16 protein-coding genes are annotated in these 19,120 nt (G+C 46.0%); 7 read left to right on the top strand and 9 right to left on the bottom strand.

Going from position 1 to position 19,120, the window contains the following annotated elements:
* Positions 1 to 3 precede the first annotated feature (3 nt).
* From KFF44_RS02500 to KFF44_RS02490, 3 genes are read right to left on the bottom strand one after another with little or no spacing between them, the layout of a single operon-like run.
* Positions 4 to 1,425, bottom strand: a complete 1,422-nt coding sequence (locus KFF44_RS02500; protein WP_255936877.1) for an aldehyde dehydrogenase family protein — start codon at positions 1,423 to 1,425, stop codon at positions 4 to 6.
* 26 nt (positions 1,426 to 1,451) lie between these two features.
* Positions 1,452 to 2,273, bottom strand: coding sequence for an SDR family oxidoreductase (locus tag KFF44_RS02495; protein WP_255936875.1), 822 nt, complete (start codon positions 2,271 to 2,273; stop codon positions 1,452 to 1,454).
* Between the two features lie 9 nt (positions 2,274 to 2,282).
* On the bottom strand, positions 2,283 to 3,197 hold the full coding sequence (locus tag KFF44_RS02490; protein ID WP_255936873.1) for an alpha/beta hydrolase: 915 nt from the start codon (positions 3,195 to 3,197) through the stop codon (positions 2,283 to 2,285).
* Positions 3,198 to 3,374: 177 nt separating this feature from the next.
* Here KFF44_RS02490 and KFF44_RS02485 point away from each other — a divergent pair, with 177 nt between their 5' ends.
* The gene (locus tag KFF44_RS02485) at positions 3,375 to 4,529 is read left to right on the top strand and encodes a glutathione S-transferase family protein (protein WP_255936871.1); all 1,155 of its coding nucleotides are present in this window, start codon (positions 3,375 to 3,377) and stop codon (positions 4,527 to 4,529) included.
* An 82-nt stretch (positions 4,530 to 4,611) separates the two neighbouring features.
* Here the strand turns inward: KFF44_RS02485 and KFF44_RS02480 are convergent, their stop codons facing one another.
* Positions 4,612 to 5,814: a HupE/UreJ family protein gene (locus KFF44_RS02480; RefSeq protein ID WP_255936868.1), complete on the bottom strand. Its 1,203-nt coding sequence runs from the start codon at positions 5,812 to 5,814 to the stop codon at positions 4,612 to 4,614.
* A gap of 4 nt (positions 5,815 to 5,818) precedes the next feature.
* Entirely contained in the window at positions 5,819 to 6,589 is a 771-nt protein-coding gene (locus KFF44_RS02475; protein ID WP_255936865.1) for a peptidylprolyl isomerase, read from the bottom strand.
* Between the two features lie 154 nt (positions 6,590 to 6,743).
* Here KFF44_RS02475 and KFF44_RS02470 point away from each other — a divergent pair, with 154 nt between their 5' ends.
* A complete protein-coding gene (locus KFF44_RS02470; RefSeq protein ID WP_255936862.1) occupies positions 6,744 to 7,352 on the top strand; it encodes a TetR/AcrR family transcriptional regulator in 609 nt (202 codons plus the stop codon).
* A gap of 16 nt (positions 7,353 to 7,368) precedes the next feature.
* Here KFF44_RS02470 and KFF44_RS02465 read toward each other — a convergent pair whose 3' ends face one another.
* Positions 7,369 to 8,979, bottom strand: a complete 1,611-nt coding sequence (locus tag KFF44_RS02465) for an EAL domain-containing protein (protein WP_255936860.1) — start codon at positions 8,977 to 8,979, stop codon at positions 7,369 to 7,371.
* A 211-nt stretch (positions 8,980 to 9,190) separates the two neighbouring features.
* Between KFF44_RS02465 and KFF44_RS02460 the strand changes: the two genes are divergently transcribed.
* The 5 genes from KFF44_RS02460 to KFF44_RS02440 all read left to right on the top strand — a co-directional run bounded on the left by KFF44_RS02460 (position 9,191) and on the right by KFF44_RS02440 (position 15,367).
* Positions 9,191 to 11,032 (top strand): alkaline phosphatase, encoded by a 1,842-nt coding sequence (locus KFF44_RS02460; protein ID WP_255936857.1) that lies wholly within the window; start codon positions 9,191 to 9,193, stop codon positions 11,030 to 11,032.
* Between the two features lie 182 nt (positions 11,033 to 11,214).
* On the top strand, positions 11,215 to 12,273 hold the full coding sequence (locus KFF44_RS02455) for an efflux RND transporter periplasmic adaptor subunit (protein ID WP_255936855.1): 1,059 nt from the start codon (positions 11,215 to 11,217) through the stop codon (positions 12,271 to 12,273).
* A gap of 36 nt (positions 12,274 to 12,309) precedes the next feature.
* Positions 12,310 to 13,026 (top strand): ABC transporter ATP-binding protein, encoded by a 717-nt coding sequence (locus KFF44_RS02450; protein WP_255936853.1) that lies wholly within the window; start codon positions 12,310 to 12,312, stop codon positions 13,024 to 13,026.
* Positions 13,026 to 14,177 (top strand): ABC transporter permease, encoded by a 1,152-nt coding sequence (locus KFF44_RS02445; protein WP_255936850.1) that lies wholly within the window; start codon positions 13,026 to 13,028, stop codon positions 14,175 to 14,177. The genes KFF44_RS02450 and KFF44_RS02445 overlap by 1 nt, the downstream gene beginning before the upstream one ends.
* Before the next feature lie 11 nt (positions 14,178 to 14,188).
* Complete coding sequence (locus KFF44_RS02440) at positions 14,189 to 15,367, top strand: ABC transporter permease (RefSeq protein WP_255936847.1); 1,179 nt, start codon at positions 14,189 to 14,191, stop codon at positions 15,365 to 15,367.
* 63 nt (positions 15,368 to 15,430) lie between these two features.
* Here the strand turns inward: KFF44_RS02440 and KFF44_RS02435 are convergent, their stop codons facing one another.
* From KFF44_RS02435 to KFF44_RS02425, 3 genes are all read right to left on the bottom strand, one after another.
* A complete protein-coding gene (locus KFF44_RS02435; RefSeq protein ID WP_255936845.1) occupies positions 15,431 to 16,804 on the bottom strand; it encodes an amidohydrolase family protein in 1,374 nt (457 codons plus the stop codon).
* Between the two features lie 82 nt (positions 16,805 to 16,886).
* The gene (locus KFF44_RS02430) at positions 16,887 to 17,468 is read right to left on the bottom strand and encodes a hypothetical protein (RefSeq protein WP_255936834.1); all 582 of its coding nucleotides are present in this window, start codon (positions 17,466 to 17,468) and stop codon (positions 16,887 to 16,889) included.
* An 80-nt stretch (positions 17,469 to 17,548) separates the two neighbouring features.
* Positions 17,549 to 18,793 (bottom strand): type III PLP-dependent enzyme, encoded by a 1,245-nt coding sequence (locus KFF44_RS02425; protein WP_255936831.1) that lies wholly within the window; start codon positions 18,791 to 18,793, stop codon positions 17,549 to 17,551.
* Between the last annotated feature and the right edge of the window lie 327 nt (positions 18,794 to 19,120).

Here is a 19,120-nt window from a genome sequence, read left to right as displayed (position 1 = left end):
AGCTTATTCCATTACGGATTTTAATTCCAGGAAATCAGCGAACGCATGGGGGCCCCATTCGCGGCCATTACCCGATTGCTTATAGCCACCAAACGGTGCCATCAATTCATTGCGCGCACCGTTAATCAACACCATTCCCGTCCGCAGTTTTGCTGCAACACGTCGCGCACGCTCAGGGTCACCTGACTGCACGGCTCCAGACAATCCATAAGGACTATCGTTTGCAATACGAATAGCGTCTTCTTCGTCCTCATAACCCATAATCGCGAGAACCGGACCAAACACCTCTTCCTTTGCAATAGTCATCTCGGGTGTAACACCAGAAAAAACAGTTGGTTTGACATAAAACCCTTCAGCAGGTGCTGTATCCGGTCTATCCGCCCCGCCAGCGACAAGGGTCGCCCCTTCATCGACAGCTTCCTGGATCATATGGCCAACTTTTTTATACTGAATTTCATGGGCGATCGGCCCCATCGTTGTTGCCGGGTCTTGCGGGTCACCAGAAACGACTGTGCAAACCGCTTTTGCCGCGATCTCAGAAGCCAACTCAACCTTATCATTGGGTACCAGCATACGGCTTAGCGCGGTGCAGGTTTGCCCAGTATTCGTCATCACGCCAATTGCGCTGCGCGCTACGACCTTTTCAAAATCAGCATCATCCAAAACGATGTTCGCTGATTTACCACCAAGTTCCTGCGTGACACGCTTAATCGTTTTCGCAGCATTGGCCTGAACGGCGGCACCTGCACGACCCGAACCTGTGATAGAAATCATATCTATATCAGGATGCAAGGACATGGTTTCGCCGACCGTTGGCCCTTCGCCGTACACAACATTATAGACACCCGCAGGCACACCTGCCTTGTGCATAATTTCAGTGAACAATTGCGCACTATATGGTGTGACCTCACTTGGTTTTAAAACCATCGTGCAGCCTGTTGCAATCGCGGGCGCGACCTTGCAGGTGATCTGATTAATCGGCCAATTCCACGGTGTAATCATACCAACGACACCGATCGGCTCTTTCCTCACAGTTGCCTGCCCAAGTTTTTCTTCAAAACTATAGGTTTTCAAAACCTCGATCGCTGTCATTAGATGGCCAAGGCCGGACGGCGCATGGGCACCCTCTGCCCAAGCTTTCGGCGCCCCCATTTCGAGCGTAATAACCTCAGCCATTTCAGTCATACGTGCCTGATATTCAGCAACAATATTTTGTAAAAGCTCCAGACGATCTGAAACACTTGAAAACCCGAAGGTTTCAAAAGCCCTTCTGGCAGCGACCACAGCAGCATCTACATCTGCGTCTGTTCCAAGGATCATTTCCCCTGACTTTTTTGCATTCGCAGGATTGATGATATCCCGTTTGTCATTGCCTAAAGGATTAACCCACGCACCACCAATATAATGCTTGTCCAAAATACGCATACTCTTATCCCTTATGATTTAGCACGCTAAAATGCAGTTTCAGTTCCTGTATTCTTTAACATACGTTTTCGCCACAGATTAGGGAAAAATCGCTGGAAGCGATCAACAAATTTTGCATCCTTACCGACTAAAATTCGGTACTTTGAAGACCGCACACCTTCAAGAATAATTTCTGCCGCCCTCTTTGGTGTTGTAATCGCCATTGTCTCAAATCTTTTTTGCATATCGGCAGGGTCGATTGATCCGTTTTTATTGTTTAGCTGGCGACCATTTTTAACGATACCTGTATCGACACCACCCGGATGCACCGAATGAATTTGAACGCCCGTATCTTTAAGGTCATAATGAATAGACTCGTTAAATCCCTTCACTGCGTGTTTGGCAGCACAGTAAGCCGATTGCCCAGGAACACCTATATGACCGAATATACTCGAGACATTAATAATGTGACCTGTTCCACGTTCCAGCATTTTAGGCAAAACCGCCTTGGTACCATGAACCACACCCCAGAAATTGATGTCCATTAACCACTCAAAATCATCATAGGTCATCGTGTCGATATTGTCGGTAAGGGAAACACCTGCATTATTGAAAATTGCATCAAGGTCGCCAATTTTCTGTTCAGCGTAATTGATGGTATCAAAGACATCATCTTTGCTAGCGACATCAAGTTTTCTATAATGGACGTTGACTTGCTTGGCTTTAAGGTCGTCCGCAACATTTTTGAGTGCATCTTCATTAATATCGGTTAAATAAAGTGCAACACCTTCGTTTGCCAATTGCTCAGCGAGTGCCCTTCCAATACCGGATGCAGCCCCAGTGATAAAAGCCGTTTTTATTTCAGCCATCTTACTCTCCTAAGATTTCCAGTATTTGGCAAAGTGCTCCGCCATTTCAGTTATTGCTTTGCGCCCTTCGGGAACGACTGAGGCACTCATTGGCCAAACATGGTGCATATTCTTCCAGACCCTAAGGTCGCTTTTAGCGCCAAGTGATTTCAATTTCTCTTGCAAGCGTGTTGAATCGCTTAAAAGAATTTCACCAGAACCAACTTGTATCAAAATTGGAGGAAGGTTCGATTGATCTGCAAACAATGGGGAAACCCTTGGGTCGTCCACCGCCATATCACCACGAAACATTTCACCGGCAATCGCTATGCCTCTCGGGTCTAACATGACTTCCGAGCTATTGTTGGTTTTTACGCTATCTCCGCTTCCGGTAAGGTCTAGCCACGGGGATATAAGGCTAATTGCCTGAAGTGCAGGCTTACCCATATCCCTGATCTGATGAGCGGTCGCAAGCGCAAGGTGTCCACCCGCTGAATCGCCCGCAATCACAAGACCCTCAGTCGCATAATCATGAGCGCACAAATAATCATATGCCTTTAAGGCTTCTTCCGTTTGCGTAGGGCAGACCTTCTCAGGCGCTAGTGTATAATCTATCAAAAACACACGTGCTTTATTCGCAACCGAGAGACGCCAGCCAAATTCACGGTACTGCTTGGGCCCACCCCAAACATAGCCACCGCCGTGACAGTAAAAAATCACACGGCCTTTCGGTGTATTGGGTGCATAGACCCAATCACCCTTAAATCCATCACCTTCGACACTTTCAACAACAGTATCCTGCGGTGCTTTTGGCATTCTGCTTTCGCCGGCTTTCAGCGCCTTTGGGAAATGCTCTGCAACCTGCGTTTCCGTTGCATTTGGCCCCAAAGGGTCTCTAAAAACTTTACGAATTGTACGGCGTACCAGCCATGCTCTTATGGACATATATCCCTCCTTAAGCCGCGATAATTATAATCACTGAGTAAATTCAATGTGATCTATTCAGTCCGGAAAACCCAGCATCGCAGCTTGACAATCAACCCACCTGACACCTTAATGACATTCATTATATAGTCAATATCAGTCAGTGTTTGATTACTGATAAATTGAGGGATGAATGAGATGACAACCAGCACAGCGCCCTACATCATGTATGGATGCCCCCCTTCACTCTATAGTGGTAAGCTAAGATGTTACCTCAGAAAAAAAGCGCTTCCTTTTCAAGAGCGCTTACCCAGTCATCCTGAGTTTTTCACGCGCATGGTACCTGCTGTGGGTAGAATGGTCATGCCTATTCTAGACGCTCATGACGGCGCTATTTATCAGGATACAACAGAAATTATTGATGCCCTTGAAGAACGCCACCCTGATCGGCCTGCGATCCCGGCCAGCCCAAAGCAGAAAGCCGTGGCGCATTTGTTTGAATTGTTTGGTGACGAGGGATTACTGCGTCCTGCCATGCATTATCGGTGGAACTTTCCTGAGGAAAATGATGATTTTATTTCTTTGGAATTTGGCAGGTTTATGAATCCAGTTGCTGACGACACGCTTGCTAAGGAATTGGCCGCGCCATCAAAAGCAAAAATGAGTGGTTATCTTCCCGCCCTTGGTATTACTGAGACAACAATTTCAACAATAGAAGCAGCATACATGGAGCTTCTAAGCGCTCTCAACGATCATTTCCTGAAATATCCTTATATTCTTGGTGGCAGGTCAACAATCGCTGATTACGGCTTAATCGGGCCGCTTTACGCCCATTTGGCACGTGACCCTGCCCCCGCCCATATCATGAAGACGAAAGCCAATCGGGTTTGGCGCTGGGTTGAGCGGATGAATGCTGTTGGCGATGATATGCCAGAATTCCCAGACATGGACAACGAACTGCTGGCAAATGATGAAATACCCGAAACACTATTCCCTGTGATGGAGATTATCGCCAAGGACCATCTACCGGAATTAAAGGCTTTGTGCGACTTCATTGATACACACCTTGAACAGAACACTGATATAGAAGCAAAACAGCCTGTGATTAGGGATAGCAATGCCCGAACACTTGGTGGTTTCAGGGTAAAAGTACGCGACCAGGATTTTGACTTGATGGCGCGTCATTACTCTGTCTGGATGCTGCAACGCCTTACTGATACAGTGACAGATTTCAGCACTGAAGACAAAATGGATGTTGAAGCATTATTTGAAAAGGTTGGATTGAAGGATATCTTATCACTCAGAACAAAACGCCGTATTGAGCGCGTTAACTTCAAGGAAGTATGGGCCTGATAACAAGCCCGTGATTTTGGTCAGGTATAAGAGTGAGGTCAGGTAAAAACAGGCAGTAAACCCGGCCTCACATCACCCTGCCTCAACTTAGGAACACCCGTTCTGCAAACCAATATAATCCAAGCCCAACCACAGCAAACGAAATTATCAAACGCATAAGATTTGCAAAATTTCGCGATAACAAAGTACCCAGTGATGCAATGGTCAGCATAGCAGCAACAAAGGCCAACTGGCCTAATTCCACGCCGACATTAAAGCCCAGCAGCGCAGTAAACTTGCCATCCGTTGGTAAACCAATATCACCCAATACACCCGCAAAGCCAAACCCGTGGATAAGGCCGAACCCTATCGTAACAGCAGGCAATATCTTCTTTGATTTTTCTTCGCCCTGAAGCGCGAACATCCAAACACCACCACTGAGCAAAAGAACACCAACCCAAGCAATCAGTGGAATTTGCGCATTGATGTTTTGATCAATTACAAACAAAACTATAACCGATAAAAGACCAAGAAAAAGCGGCTTGTAAGGCTGATCAGATTTGGAAATCACAGCGTCCCAGGCTGTAAAGGCAATCGAGAAGGCAATCAGTGGTTCTATAATTTCTGGTGTCGCTGCCAGTATGTTCAAAGACCCAAAAATCAAAGTTATACTGTGTCCGACAGTAAAACCCGAGATAACCCAGAACAGCGACCTGACATCACGAACAATCAGCAAAAGCGCAACCAGGAATGCAAGATGGTCAAAGCCTTCAAGGATATGAAGGAAACCGAGCTTAATGTAATCAACTGCATTTGAGACAAAGCTTGTTTCACCAACCTCAGTGCTTATGGCAAATGTGTCCCGGTCGCTTGTAATCAGCGTGTCAACAGTTTGCCCAGTTTGAAGTTTGATGTGCGCCAGATGCACATGACGCAAACTTTCAGCGAACAAACCTTCAAGAGAGACATTATCGGGCCGACAAGTAAGCTGAAAACCAAGATCAACATCACCGACCGGCAAAGTAGTCACTTGTGGATTTATCAAATCACAAGTACCACTTACTGCCTCTATTTTAAAAATCTTCTGCAAAAAATTTATGGTTTGATCTGTATCCAACTGAGATAGGCCAGAGCCAGCCAGCAAAGATTGATATTCGCGTTCAGATAAGGCCCACCGTACGTCAGCCATGTCGGCACCAACCGTCCAATAAGACGAAGACCTACCAATCGAGTGGGCATATGCACAATTTTGGAAAACAAAATATTGAGCAACAAAAAGAAGGAATAAGAGCGTGATTTTTTTCATGATATTACTCTTGAATATTCTGAGCTTGTGACTGACTAAACAATGACTTCAGATACGCATCAAAAGCCTTCTCTTCTTCCTGTATGTACCAGGCCTCTTCCACACGGTTCCTGATGGTTTCAAATGCCGGCGCGTCGTTCCGGCGAATACCATCTAGCTTCACAAATACTGCACCATTTTCGCGTTCCAGAGAGACCACATCACCGCTTTCCATCGTTAGTATTTGTTCAACGACATCATTACCCAAACTACGCCTCAATATACCAAGTGGTAGGAAACGACTTGTATTTTCACCTTCGAAAACAGGGTCCGGCGCAAGGTCATCATTTGAAATTTGTAGCGTCCTTACCTGATATCGTACTGGCGGCGTATAATCAGCAACAGTTAAAGCATACAATTCGCGAAGTTGTTGATCTGTGGGTTTTACGATCTTCTGCTCAGAGACAACAAACTCGCGCATGACCTCAAGAACAGCTTCACGCAAAACAGGATCACGCGATATAACTCCTTGTTCTAAAGCGTTTTCTATCAAAATTTGCTCGCTTAAAAAACGCTCTACTTTCTGGGGGTCAGTTGCGTCTGCTTCTTCACCTTTTATCGTTCGATACAGGCTCTTGGAGACAGGAACCCCATGCACATACCCAAGGGTCGTTTCATCCTTTGATGTTAAACTCTTGCTTAAGGGCGGTAATTCCGCCATACTTCCAACCAGTATAAGTATGATACCAGTTGCAATACTTATCCAAAGCAACCCATTGCGCATCGTATCGTTCATTCGAACCCCCGATTAAATTCCTTATTGCATTGATTAATGACAATCATTAACATCAATTTTGGGACTATGTTGTTATGGAGGAGAACAGCGTAAAAAGCCAGACATCTAATATGATTTATTGCATATTAACCGTTTGGGTACGCAAAAAACTATCATGGAAGAGAAACCAAAACGTGCAGACGTAACACGCGCTGCTTTAATTCGTGCCGCGGAGAAACTCATTGCAACTAAGGGGCTTGCTGACGTTTCAACAAGGGAAATTTTACGAACTGCGGGGCAAAGAAATCAATCGGCTTTACAATATCATTTCGGTTCAAAAAACGGCCTTATCCGGGCGGCAATTAATGAACGAACCCTGCTAATCGACGAAAAACGCATTGAAATGCTGGACGCGCTTGGAGAAAATCCTAGCCTTACAGATTTGCTTGATGTCTTTATCAGGCCGCTTGCGGAACTTGCAGAGCATGAAGACGCTGGTGTTGATTATGTGATCTTTTTATCGCAGGCAATCACAAGGCCTGATTTTAGTCTTGATCGAGCCATCGAAGAGATTGGCATAACGGGCCTCAAGAAAGCCTATAGCATGCTTGATGATATGCTAACAGATCTGACACCTGCAGAGATAAAAGTAAGGCGAACGATTTTGTTCGACCTGTCAGTGATTACCATTAAACACTGGTGCCTTCAGGATAAGCCGAAGAAAACAATCAATGAAATACTGCATTTGTTGAATGTTACATCGAAAGAGCTTTTCTTAGCATAATAGCCGTATAAGCACATCAGGATGCTTTATGGATACGTCCTGCCCCAATCATCGACGCTTGGGGCATACCAAAATAGTAGCCTTGTCCGTAATCAACACCCATTTCGGTCATGAGTTTGGCATGCTGATCAGTTTCTACCCACTCTGCTACTGTTTTGATGCCTAATTCTTTGCAGAGGGTCACCATTGCATTTAAAAACGCGCGATCTTCCCGTGAACTCAGAGCATCTTTGATATAATCACCATCAATTTTAAGCGCATCAACTTTCAACTTTTTCAGATACTGAAACCCAGATGCCCCCGCGCCAAAATCGTCCAAATAGACTTTATAGCCATATTTACGAATTCTCTTAACAGCGTCAGCAGTTGCCTTAATATCACTGATCACTGTGGACTCTGTTAATTCTATAGCGAGAACCTCACTAAAACGCCGCATTTTTTCAAGCCGGGACATCAAACGATTAACAAAACTTATTCTCGAAATTGATTTACCCGAAACATTGATGGCTATTTTTTTCAGGCTTTTTCTTTTCTCGAGTTCAATAAGTTTTTCAAGCGCCTTATCCAAAATTGCCAGATCAAACTCGTCGATCAAGCCTGTTTGTTCTGCAAAAACAATCGTTTCGAATGGAGATTTGGATAAGCCCAAATGCTGGAAACGAGCCAGAGCCTCAAAATGATGTGTATCACCTGTTTTCAGATCAACAATGGGCTGAAACACAAGGCTGAATTTGTCACCTTCGATAATACTGCGAAATTCTTGTACTTTTTTAGAGGCTTCCTCAAGAAGCTGAGTGCCGTTTGTCTCAAACGCTTGTGCGTTAAATTCTTCAACATTATCCGCGAATTGCTGAAGGCCAAAAATCATAGCCCGCATACCATCTTCACTATTGATCACCATCTCAGATGCATCAAGCGTTGCCGAATTTAACTGTATTCCTGTTGTTTTCTCAATTTCCTTCGTGATGACATCTTTGGAAAGAGCAGGCTGCCCTTTTTCCCGAACAACCGCATATTTACCGTCAGCAAGAATTGCTGCATGATTCCCGCCCAATGAGAAACTGGATAAACAATTCTGAATTTCACGCTGCTCACGCGCGCTGTGTTCCTGATTATCATCGTCAAAAACGGTAACAAGAACATTGTCCGCCGCGGCTTCGCCGTCGAAAACATTTTCTAACTGCTCAAAAAAATCTGATCGCTGATCACTATCAGCCACATCACCGATTTTCTTTGAGGGTACATTTGTACCGTACTTAGATGGCCGCGTTAACGCGAGATAATATCGGTCACTCTTTAGCGGAATGTGTGAGAAAAAACCGATAAACTTGCGTACCGCCATGGCTTTCCCGCCGATACCATCTGACATTTCAAAGCAAATTTCTATATCAAGTGGTCCGACACGATTATGCCCTGTAAGAACTTTTGTAGCCGCCAGAACTTTGTGCTTAGAAGTGTCAGAAAGTGACTGGGTAAAGTCGTCACCCATTTTCAACACCTGATCAGAACCAAGCATTGAGTTAACAGCCCCATCAATATTGATAATCTTGTACGCTGTATCCAATTCAATCAAAAGGTCGCCCATACAATAAGCGTAGCCCATAAATCTGAAAGGTATTTGCGTCATATTGGTGTCAGCATTTTCTAAGTCATCAATCGAAAAGGTTCAAAGAAGGTATGGCACACACTTCTTAATACATTCTTTACATAACAACATCTTCAAGCCGTTTTGAGGACTTCATGAAGTTTCTGTTACTCTTGGGGCAATTGATTGACACATCCATATCTGAACGGCAGGGTGCGACAGGAAAGATTTCGATTTCAAGGGCAGGATGATCATGACAACCAAACACTTTTCTCCTAACAGACGGGCCGTACTCGCTGGTATCGGTGCAACATTCGGTGCGATTGCACTGAGGGGGCATGAAATTATGGCTGACGCAGCTGCACATTTCACGCACGGTATCGCCAGTGGTGACCCGTTATCGGACCGCGTGATTATATGGACCCGCGTCATCCCAGGCAGCGGCGAAAACACAAACATCGATGGCACATGGGAAGTGGCGAAGGATAAAGCTTTCAAATCCGTTGTCTCAAAAGGTGGGTTCACCACTGGTGCAGACCGTGATTATACAGTTAAAATCGATGCAACGGGCCTTGCGCCTAATACAAAGTATTATTATCGCTTCGTGTCACAAGCTATCAAAAGTCCGATTGGGCGCACAAAAACATTACCTGTCGGACAAACTGACAAGGTTAATTTTGCTGTTGTTTCATGCTCCAATTATCCCCAAGGCTATTTCAATGTGTACGGTGAGATCGCGAAACGTGATGTTGATGCGGTCATTCACTTAGGCGACTATATTTATGAGTATGCAGACGGTGTTTATTCAAACCCAGAGGCTGTTAAAAAAGGCCGCAAAGTTCAGCCAACCCACGAAATAACCAAGCTTGAAGATTACCGCATGCGGTACGGCCTCTACAGAACCGACAAAGACCTTCAGGCAATTCATCAGGCCCATCCGTTCATTAATGTGTGGGATGATCATGAAATATCAAATGACACATGGAAAGATGGTGCGGAAAACCATAACGAAGGTGAAGGACCATTTGATGCCCGCAGGCGTGCTGCCATTCAGGCTTTCTATGAATGGATTCCAATCCGTGAAAACGACCCGGAACTCACTGGCGAAATCTACCGCACCTTCAATTTTGGCGATCTTGCTTCGCTCATCATGATGGATACACGTCTGATTGGGCGTGACGAACAATTATCATATCAAAAAGACCTTCCTTTCCGGAAAATTCCCTTTGATTTTAGTGATCCGGAAAATCCAAAGGCTTTACTAAGCGCTGATGCCTTTAAGGCTGCTAACAAGGCAACAATCAAAGAAATTCAAGTTCCTTTTGACCTCACAAAAGGCCAACCGGTCCCTGTAACCGATTGGTCAAAGATCAAATCTTTCGACCCGCAAAACCTACCCAAAGGCCTAAGCTACATTCCAGACGCAGAAACCTTCAAGCGTGACATATTGGGGAATGAAAAACGCAGTATCTTGGGCGAGAAACAAGAAAAATGGCTAGCGCAGGAATTAGCCGCCACAAAGTCACGTCCGTGGCAAATCCTCGGGCAACAGTTATTAATGGGTAAAATCAATGTTCCTAAACTGGACCCGAAAGACATCGATGTCGAGAAGTCGAAATATTTGACTGAGCAACAAATCGGATTTTTCCGCATTCTTGAACAGTTGAACCTGCCGCTTAACCTTGATGCATGGGATGGTTACCATGCTTGCCGCGAGCGCGTGTTTGGAATGATTAAGAAACACGGAAGCAATTGTATCTCAATCGCGGGGGACACCCACAACGCATGGGCTTTTGATCTTTCGAACGATGCGGGTGAAGCGATCGCGGTTGAGCTTGCAACGCCTGGGGTTTCATCACCCGGCATGGAAGCCTATTTACCAGTTGAGACATCAATTCTGACCAAAGCAATGCTCGATAAGAACCCGGAACTGAAGTACCTCAACGGCAAAGATCGTGGCTGGATGGAAATCGCACTGACGCAAGAGGAAGTGACATCCAATTGGTATTATGTGTCAACCGTTCTTGAAACCACCTATGACGTGATTGATGGCCCGACCCTCATAGTGAAAAATGGTGCCCATAAAATCGGTTGATTGATACATAATTCACCCAACACCATAGCCCTCTGAAGGCCCTAACTTCAGGGGGCTACAAATTTGAGCGTTTAAGAAAAAAACAAAATCGGCTAGTCTGATTGTAAGGTTATTTTCGTATCGAGTACTAAACCAATATCCACACAGTTCACACTGTTGGTCATAAAGGGGTACTCAATACAATGTCAGACAAAAAAGATTTATTATCGCAGCTTTCTATCGATCGGGATAGCGAAGAGACAAAAAGCAACAAAACGCCCCTGCTTTTAACGTGTCTGTTGGCGGGTACGATTGCTGTTGGTGGAGCATTGTTTTATTTTCCGGATAACGCAGCCGAGCAACCTGACCAAACCATAGCCAAACAGTCAGCAACGTTGAAACCACAAACATCCACAAAAGCCAAAAATGATATAACAGCGCCTGAACCCACACCAAAAGCTGCCGTTATTCAAACCAATAGTTCCGACACAGTATTAGATGGCTCCGGGTATATTACCGCAAGGCGTATGGCCACCGTTTCAGCGGAATTAACCGGCAGGATAACAGACGTTCTTGTGGAAGAAGGCATGCGCGTTGAGGAAGGGCAGGTTTTGGCGCGTCTTGATGATGCGCTCGCTGTTGTGAACCTCAAGCTTGCCAAGGCGCAGGCAAGCGCCGCACAAGCACGTATCTTAAGCGCCGAAGCCAATTTCCGCGAAGCAGAGCGTGTTCTGGCCCGCGTTTCAAAATTACAATCAAACGATTTTTCAAGCGAAGCCCGGCTGACGAACAGTATGTTGAATGTTGAAACATCAAGGGCGGAACTCGCGCGCGCCAAAGCAGATTATGAGGTTGCCAATCTTGAGGTATCCCGACAGCAGGAACGCCTTAATGACCACACAATCAGAGCGCCCTTTGGCGGGGTCGTAACCATAAAAAACGCGCAGCCCGGTGAAATCGTTGCCCCCGGTTCCGCAGGTGGGGGCTTCACCCGCACCGGAATTTGCACCATTGTGGATATGGCCTCGCTTGAAATAGAGGTTGATGTCAATGAAGCCTTCATTGGCAGAGTTTCAGACGGCCAAAAGGTCGTTGCGAATTTGGACGCCTACCCTGACTGGGATATCCCGGCAAGCGTAATCGCAATCATCCCAACCGCTAACAGGGATAAAGCAACCGTTCGCGTGCGCATCCGGATTGAAACCGATGATCCAAGAATACTACCTGATATGGGCGTTAAGGTCGCTTTTTATAGAACCTGAAAACAGTCAAAAGTTAAATAAGATGAGGGAGCTGATATGACTGACATCGAAACACACACAACAAACACCGAAGACTTGTTTCAGTTAAATGGGATCAGCAAACGATTCACCAAAGGCCGCGAAAGCATCACAATTTTTGACGGGTTAAACATGACCATCAAAAAGGGGGAATTCCTTGCGATCATGGGGCCTTCAGGCTCTGGTAAAACAACCCTCCTTAACATGCTCGGCGGTGTTGACCAACCAACAGACGGCGAGGTCTGGTTCGATGGGTCACGTATCGATAAGCTCTCTGAAAACGGTTTAGCAAAATGGCGGGCCGCCAATATCGGCTTTATTTTCCAGTTTTATAATCTAATGCCGATGCTATCGGCCGCACGAAACGTGGAGCTGCCCTTGCTGCTCACCAACCTTAATAAAAAACGTCGAAAACAAAGCATTGATGCAGCACTAGAGCTTGTTGGCCTTAAGGACCGTGCTGGCCATAAACCAAAAGAAATGTCGGGCGGTCAGCAACAACGTGTCGCTGTTGCGCGCGCAATCGTTTCTGACCCTAAAATGCTCTTATGCGATGAACCAACAGGTGACCTTGACCGGACAACCGCCGACGAAATCCTAACCATGTTGCAGGAACTGAACCGTGAATACGGCAAAACCATTGTTATGGTAACCCACGACCCCGAAGCGGCAAAATACGCAACCAAAACTGTTCATCTCGATAAAGGCGAGTTCGTCGAAAAGGATGCAGCATAATGGGCGATGTATATTTAATATTTAAAAACATCACCCGTAAAAAACTACGGCTGATCTTAACCCTGTTTGCCACTTTCATTGCCTTTATGATCTACGGTGTCATGACCTCGTTTCAAAGTGCTTTGGACGCTGGGGTCGAACTATCGGCTGATGATAGGCTTGTGGTGGTGAATAAAATCAACTTCACGCAATCGCTTCCAATTTCCTATGTAAACCGCATTCAAAATATCGACGGCATCGTTGGTATTTCACATCAGAACTGGTTCGGTGGATATTATCAGGAACCACAAAATGCGATGCCAATATTTGCAGTTCAGCAAGAAACTTTCTTCGATGTATATGATGAACTTGTCATGCCAGAAGAGCAAAAAGAGGCATGGCTCAAGAACCGCCAAGGCTTGCTGGTTGGGGAAAAGGCTGCCCAGAATTTTGGCTGGAAGGTTGGTGATCGTATTCCAATCTCATCAAACATTTTCTCGAAAAAATCCGGTGGTAGCACTTGGGATTTTGACGTTGTAGCGATCTACAGCGCCGTCGATCCACAGATAGATACAAGTGGCGTATATTTCCATTTCAAATACTTTGATGAAGCAAGAACATTTGGTCAGAATACAATTGGCTTAATTGGTGTTCGTACCGCTGACCCGAGCCTAAATGAACAGGTTATAGCAGCAATCGATGACCAGTTTGCAAATTCACCATTTGAAACAGAAACAGTGCCGGAAAAGGCATTCACCAAAGCTTTTATCGAACAAATCGGTAATATTGGCCTGATCATCACCTTTGTGGTTTTGGCTGCATTCTTCATCATTTTGGTTATCGTTGGCAATTCTATGGCCTTGGCGATACGAGAGCGTACAAACGAAATTGCTGTTATGAAAACACTTGGTTTTCAGTCAGGTCGCATTTTCAGGATGGTGCTCGGTGAATCGCTGATAACAGCTCTTATTGGTGGTGGCCTGGGTCTCTTCATGGCAACGGTCTTAATCACCGCAGTTTCGGAAGCATTACCTCAATTCCCAACACTGATAATTGACGGTCCAATCATTCTGGAGGCCATCGCCATTATGCTGGGCCTTGGGCTCGTAACCGGGATCATTCCCGCTGTATCTGCGCTTCGATTAAACATCGTAACAGCGCTCTCAAGATAAGGAGGCCAACAATGAAACTATTAGAACAAATCTGGGTCGTCATTATCATGAATTTACGCAGCATCCCTCAGCGAATGGGAATGTCGCTCGCCACCATTTTCGCGGTTGCTGCTGTTGTCGGCGTTCTGTTGTTTTTCCTAGCAATGGGGAATGGTTTTAAGGATACTTTAGAGGGTGCTGGATCAGAAAATATAGCTGTTGTAACGCGCGTTGGATCGCAATCAGAGATCAATAGCGTTTTATCCCGCGAGCAGATAAATTTAATGTCTAATGCCCCCGGTGTCGCAAGAAACAATGAGGGAACCCCCATATATTCTGGCGAACTCTATGTGATTGTCGATGGGTATAAGAAAACCAATGGCTCAAAAGTAAACATTCCCATGCGCGGCCTTTCAACCGATGGATTTTCCCTGCGTGACAATGTGGCTATTACCGAAGGGCGCGTTTTCACGCCCGGGCGTAACGAATTAATTGTTGGGGAAAGCGTACTCAAGCAGTTTTCCGGTTTTGAACTGGGCAAGAAAATAACATTCGGAAAAACCACATGGGAGGTTGTTGGCGTCTTCTCAACAGGTGGGTCTGCTTTTGATAGCGAACTATGGGCGGACACGCGAACAGTACAGGATCAATTCCGACGCGGTAACAGTTTCCAGACCATGCGGATTCAGTTGGAAACACCTGGCGATGTGCAATCCCTTGTGGATTATGCTGAGGCCGATCCGAGGCTGAATATCAAAATCGAAACCGAAGCAGACTATTTCTCTGCGCAAGGTGATGCGTTGAATAATATTGTTTATTTTGGTTGGGGTATCAGCATCATAATGGGCATGGGCGCGCTCGCAGGCGCATTAAACACCATGTATACCTCTGTTGCGGCACGGGCAGGCGAAATTGCAACCCTGCGCGCGATTGGATTTTCAAACATTTCAGCATTTTTTGGAACGGTGGCTGAGGCAATAATCCTCGCGCTGATCGGCGGCGCGGCAGGAATAGCCATAATTTACCTGATGGTTGACGGCACGAGTACGGCCACTATCGGCTCCAGCTTCACACAGGTTGTTTTCAGCTTCACCTTATCGAGCGAGCTGTTACAGCAGGGCTTTTGGCTCGCATTATCAATCGGCATGATCGGCGGATTTTTTCCTGCGTTCCGGGCGGCCCGAATGCCCGTTGTAACCGCCTTTGAATAAAAGAAAAAAGCCATAGCCTACAAGTGGCTATGGCTCCCTCATTCTTTCAAATTGCGAATCTGGTTAAAGATTTTCCTCAACCGGCTGACCGTTTATTTTATAAACTGTACCACCTTTCATCACCATATCCACATTTTGCAAAAGGTTGATATAACGAAGCACATCACCCTTTACCGCAATGATATCCGCATATTTACCGGCTGATACTGTCCCCTGCTTATCGGACACGCCCATCATAACAGACGGCCAGTAAGTCGCACCGCGAATTGTTTCCATCGCGGAAATCCCAAACACATCAACCCATGCTGCCATTTCGTTCCATGTGCTTTGGCAGTGGAATTTCATTGGGATACCGCTGTCGGTTCCTACCATAAAGACAACACCCGCTTCACGGAGCTGGGCAATCTTGTTCTTAAGCGTTGGACGGCGCAGTGGAACAAGCTGCGAGTAAGCAAACTGGCCAGGCTTCCTGATCGATTGCTTGATATCCGCAATTGTGTCCGGCTTCAAACCACGGTGCCAGCATGTGCCGTCAAGCTTTTCAGGATTATCTACAGTCAGCTTATAGTTCCAAAGCCCTTCAACTGTTGGCGTCCAGAACAAGGGGCCACCTGCTATCCGGCCTGTTGCGGTGCGTTCCTTCAACATTTTAATCACATCATCCGGGTAGGCGGGTGCGGTTGTTAGCCCTGTATGCTCAAAATTATCAACGCCAATTTCCAGACCTCTGCGGATTTCATTTGGGCGGTGCGAATGCGCAACCACCTTAAGGCCGCGCTTGTGCGCCTCATCCACAACAGCCTGCGCCTCCTCAAGGGACATATTATCATGATCGATCAATTTGATAATATCCATGCCTGCGTCTGCAAGCTTATTCACTTTCGCTCGTGCATCCTTAACACCATCAATACCCCACCGGTAAAATTCAGTGTTTGGATAAGCTCTGTGCTGGATAAACGGCCCGGACATAAACAAGCGCGGGCCCGGTATTTCACCGCTTTCAACACGCTTTTTTACCGAAACAGAAGCGTCTAACGGTGCGCCAAGATCGCGCGCAGATGTAATGCCGGCGAGCAATAATTGCACCGCACTTGCAGGCATAATTTCGTCCGCTAGTCGGTCCTTATAGGTCGGATGCCAATGGCTATAATCTGAGTGACCATTTAACATTAGATGCGCATGGGCTTCCCACAAGCCCGGCAACACATCCATACCTTCTGTAGAGATCACTTCATATCCGGCGGGCACTTCGAGCGTGTCAACCTGACCAACCTTTTCGATCGTATCCCCGTTGATTAAAATCACACTATTATCGATCGGTCGATGCCCAAAGCCATCGATCAATCGCCCACCAACGAGTGCTTTTTTATCCTGTGCTATTGTTGTGAATGATAAGGTGACCGCAAGCGCAGCCGATACTAAATATTTGAACTTCATAATATACCCTCCCAAGTATAATGGGGAGAGAGTGCACGCTATTTCACCCCTTAGTCAAGCTGATCATGTTTATGTGACCGGATCAGCGAATACGCACCATTGTATCGGCCGCGAATACAAAGCGGCTTTTACATCCGGTTGTCACAATAACATCTTCATCAGGATTACCTTTACCTGCCCGCTGGTATTCAACAGAGCCAGGGTAAACTTCAGTATATGATGTTAGTCGCCCCCAAACGCGAATAAGTTCAGCTCTATTTTTATGAAATCTACCGATTTTGTCTGGGTTATGTGTGAAACTGAAACACATTTCAGGCAACCAATGTTTAGGCGGCTCGAGCGAGCCATAATTCTCTTTTGCATTCATTTGTTTATTGAGAAACGCCTCTCGTTCTGCTGTTTCCTCAGGATTAAGAATTCCCGAATAATCAACAGTTAACAAGGGGTCAGCCAGCATTGTAACATGTTTATTGAGATATTTTTCAGGGTTCGCGATAAGGTCCCTATACTTTACCGCCTGATAGTCTTCAAATACTGGGGTCAAATCATCTGCACTACGAACAGGATTGTTTCTGGCTGTCCCTTTGCTGAGTCTTGTGTGTTCAGCACAGCCGAATAAGCAAAACAGCAAAATGGCGCTAAAAACAGAATGGAATGTTCGCATAATAATTATACTCAATTTATTAGAGTATAAATACAGTATGAAATGTATCCGCTGTCAATTGTTTGCAATATTGATTACATTTATCCAGATATTACCGAGCCAATTGGACCACGCCATACAATGGGCTCTTCATCGACGGTGATTGTGTGTTCTGCGTAAAAGCCATTAAATTTTGTTGCCATGGTCTGGCCGTATGCCCCCAGGTTTCCAACTTCAATCCAATCGCCTTCCTGAATGTCCGCTGGTAACAAAAACGGCCCTTCCATATGGTCAATAGCATCGCATGTTGGCCCCCAGAAACTGAAGGCCTCTAATGCGCCCTGTGTTTCACGGCCGTCCCCTGTAAGTATTGAGACAGGAAAACGCCATTTGGGTGATCCTGCATCAAAGAGCGCCCCGTAAGTTCCATCATTTAAATAAAGCTCATTACCCCGACGCATTTCTACACGCACAAGAGTTGAGCCCCCTTCCGCGACCAAAGCCCTCCCGGGTTCACCGAGAACCTTGTGGCCAGCAAAACCAAAATCATGGAGTGCATTTTTGATCACTTCAAAATATTGACCAAGGTCTGGTGCTTCCATTCCAGGATAATTTACAGGATACCCACCGCCCACATCAACGCTATCAAGTTCTAAACCTTCGTTATCGAGAAGATCCCGCAAGAGCGCAAGCGCACGCCGATAGGCATCTGGGTCCATGCACTGGCTACCAACATGAAATGTGACGCCAACTGACTTTGCAAATGCCTTTGCTGCTTTTATCAATGGACCAGCCATTTCAAAACTAGCACCGAACTTGCCTTCTAGTGAATATGCTGCATCTTCAGACGGTAATGACAGGCGAAGGTGCAATGAGAGATCAAGCGCGTCAGGTAGCTCCTGTTTGATCTTCTCGAGCTCGCTCATATCATCGAAGGCAAACTCCCGAACACCCAACTCATATGATCGCAGGATCGTTTTACGAGATTTAACCGGATGCATCATAAAGAGTTTTGCCTGTGGCAGCAGTTGTGCCACCTGCTCGACTTCACGAAGGGACGCAACATCATAATATCGCACGCCTGCGTTCCAGAGCGTTTTCAAAACATAAGGATGCGGGTTGGCTTTTACTGCATATAAAACATCGCCCGGAAAGCGATTGACGAACTCACTCGCATAATGTTCCAGAACCTCGGGAAACAATACATTGACCGAATCGTTTGGGTCCAGATGCTCCAACGCTAACTGCATGGACGCATAATGGGGCAAATATACCACCGCATGCGTGTTTTGATTGTCAGCTGTTGGGGCTTGCCAGGAAGCGCCTGTGTAAAAACTATCGCTCATAACGAGTCTCGGATATCAGAAGAAAATACGGATACTTTAGCGGTGTGGGCTACCCCTTGCAGGGAACACACGAGCACGCGATTAGCGTGCGCCCGTATGGCTTAGCTTCAAAACAAACGAGAAGTATTTAAAAAGATCAGGCGATATGAATGATTGCAAATTGAATGCAGGGTCAAAGCGCTTTGTTTTATTTTCGATCAGGGTTGCCACGAGCAAACTCCTTCCATCAATCAGTAAGCCATCAGGCTTCAAGTCCAACCAACAAAAGAACGTTTGCGCCGCCTCCCGTACTGTCCCATTAGCACTGCCTTAAGCAGATAGCGTCGT

The organism is Kordiimonas sp. SCSIO 12610 (assembly GCF_024398015.1).
In the GTDB taxonomy this organism is placed as follows: domain Bacteria; phylum Pseudomonadota; class Alphaproteobacteria; order Sphingomonadales; family Kordiimonadaceae; genus CANLMI01.
The sequence above is the reverse complement of the archived record's forward strand: the minus strand, read 5'-3'. Positions and strand labels throughout refer to the sequence as shown.

Bases quoted from the DNA above. Each gene is read 5' to 3' on its own strand.
- KFF44_RS02445 (WP_255936850.1), top strand. From the start codon at position 13,026: ATGGGCGATGTATATTTAATATTTAAAAACATCACCCGTAAAAAACTA.
- KFF44_RS02500 (WP_255936877.1), bottom strand. From the start codon at position 1,425: ATGCGTATTTTGGACAAGCATTATATTGGTGGTGCGTGGGTTAATCCT.
- KFF44_RS02485 (WP_255936871.1), top strand. From the start codon at position 3,375: ATGACAACCAGCACAGCGCCCTACATCATGTATGGATGCCCCCCTTCA.
- KFF44_RS02430 (WP_255936834.1), bottom strand. From the start codon at position 17,468: ATGCGAACATTCCATTCTGTTTTTAGCGCCATTTTGCTGTTTTGCTTA.
- KFF44_RS02440 (WP_255936847.1), top strand. From the start codon at position 14,189: ATGAAACTATTAGAACAAATCTGGGTCGTCATTATCATGAATTTACGC.
- KFF44_RS02435 (WP_255936845.1), bottom strand. From the start codon at position 16,804: ATGAAGTTCAAATATTTAGTATCGGCTGCGCTTGCGGTCACCTTATCA.
- KFF44_RS02425 (WP_255936831.1), bottom strand. From the start codon at position 18,793: ATGAGCGATAGTTTTTACACAGGCGCTTCCTGGCAAGCCCCAACAGCT.
- KFF44_RS02475 (WP_255936865.1), bottom strand. From the start codon at position 6,589: ATGAACGATACGATGCGCAATGGGTTGCTTTGGATAAGTATTGCAACT.
- KFF44_RS02480 (WP_255936868.1), bottom strand. From the start codon at position 5,814: ATGAAAAAAATCACGCTCTTATTCCTTCTTTTTGTTGCTCAATATTTT.
- KFF44_RS02460 (WP_255936857.1), top strand. From the start codon at position 9,191: ATGACAACCAAACACTTTTCTCCTAACAGACGGGCCGTACTCGCTGGT.
- KFF44_RS02495 (WP_255936875.1), bottom strand. From the start codon at position 2,273: ATGGCTGAAATAAAAACGGCTTTTATCACTGGGGCTGCATCCGGTATT.
- KFF44_RS02465 (WP_255936860.1), bottom strand. From the start codon at position 8,979: ATGACGCAAATACCTTTCAGATTTATGGGCTACGCTTATTGTATGGGC.
- KFF44_RS02455 (WP_255936855.1), top strand. From the start codon at position 11,215: ATGTCAGACAAAAAAGATTTATTATCGCAGCTTTCTATCGATCGGGAT.
- KFF44_RS02450 (WP_255936853.1), top strand. From the start codon at position 12,310: ATGACTGACATCGAAACACACACAACAAACACCGAAGACTTGTTTCAG.
- KFF44_RS02490 (WP_255936873.1), bottom strand. From the start codon at position 3,197: ATGTCCATAAGAGCATGGCTGGTACGCCGTACAATTCGTAAAGTTTTT.
- KFF44_RS02470 (WP_255936862.1), top strand. From the start codon at position 6,744: ATGGAAGAGAAACCAAAACGTGCAGACGTAACACGCGCTGCTTTAATT.